The organism is Streptosporangium sp. NPDC002524 (assembly GCF_040295985.1).
In the GTDB taxonomy this organism is placed as follows: domain Bacteria; phylum Actinomycetota; class Actinomycetes; order Streptosporangiales; family Streptosporangiaceae; genus Streptosporangium.
This window is the reverse complement of sequence record NZ_JBEOWK010000084.1, coordinates 1-1,159: the sequence shown is the minus strand read 5'-3', so window position 1 is coordinate 1,159 and position 1,159 is coordinate 1. Positions and strand designations below refer to the sequence as shown.

Below are 1,159 nucleotides of genomic sequence, written 5' to 3'. Positions count from 1 at the left end.
GTTGCCAAAATTGGGCGTTTGCCCCATTTTGGCAACTGCAGTTGCCAAAACTTTCCGCAGGAATCGTCAGACAGACCTTACCTTTATGTTAATAAAGTCTAGTAAGTTATACTTTTTATTTTCTTGATAGTTATCAATTTTTATCTATAAGGGTAGCGCTATACTAGTATCATAAAGAAAATTAAAGGAAGTAGAAAATATGGCAATAATAACACTGAACTTTCAAAAACGACTTCAACAACACAGTAATCACTTGGTTATCCTCTCAGCCATTCTCATTGTACTCGGATACCTTGGTAAATATGGTGTAAATCAAATATGGATTTGGAATTCGACAATGATTATTGCAAGTATTATCGGTTTTATACCTGTTGCAATTCATGCCTATCAAGCAATCAAAGTGAAACAAATTTCGATTGACCTGCTAGTTTCTATTGCAGTTATCGGTGCTTTGTTCATCGGTGAATATGAAGAATCAGCAATTGTCACTTTTCTCTTCGCTTTCGGTGGATTTTTGGAGAAAAAAACGCTTGAAAAAACGCGATCAAGTATCAAAGAACTCACGAATATGGCACCCAGCACAGCCCTATCTGCTGATGGCGAAGAAATGGACATTGATGAAGTTGAAATTGGCGACAAACTCTTAGTAAAAACCGGACGTCAAGTTCCTGTTGATGGTCGTATTTACCAAGGATCTGGCTATGTCAACGAAGCCAGTATCACAGGTGAATCACGTGAAATCAGAAAGGAAGCTGGTACCAAAGTTTTTGCAGGTTCTATCTTAGAAAACGGTACAATTTACGTAGAAGCAGAAAAAGTCGGCGAAGATACAACCTTTGGTAAAATTATTGAACTTGTCGAAGAAGCCCAAGATACCAAATCTCCTGCTGAGAAATTCATCGACCGCTTTGCTAAGTATTACACGCCAGCGGTACTTGTTATTGCAGCTATTACTTGGGTTTTTAGTCATAATCTAGAACTAGCCATCACGATTCTCGTACTTGGTTGCCCTGGTGCCCTCGTGATTGGTGCACCTGTTTCAAATGTTGCAGGAATCGGGAATGGTGCAAAAAGAGTACCTGCACTCGCGGGACGTCGGCTACGCGACCTTCTGCCAGGGACCGTACGAGGAGAGCTCGCGCTACCGCGACTTCATGGG

1 protein-coding gene is annotated in these 1,159 nt (G+C 40.9%); it reads left to right on the top strand.

Translation table 11 applies throughout. The features are described 5' to 3' along the window. Positions 1-199 precede the first annotated feature (199 nt). Positions 200-1,159, top strand: a 960-nt coding sequence (locus tag ABT053_RS43370) for an HAD-IC family P-type ATPase (protein WP_350978037.1), incomplete at its 3' end; no start/stop codon positions are given.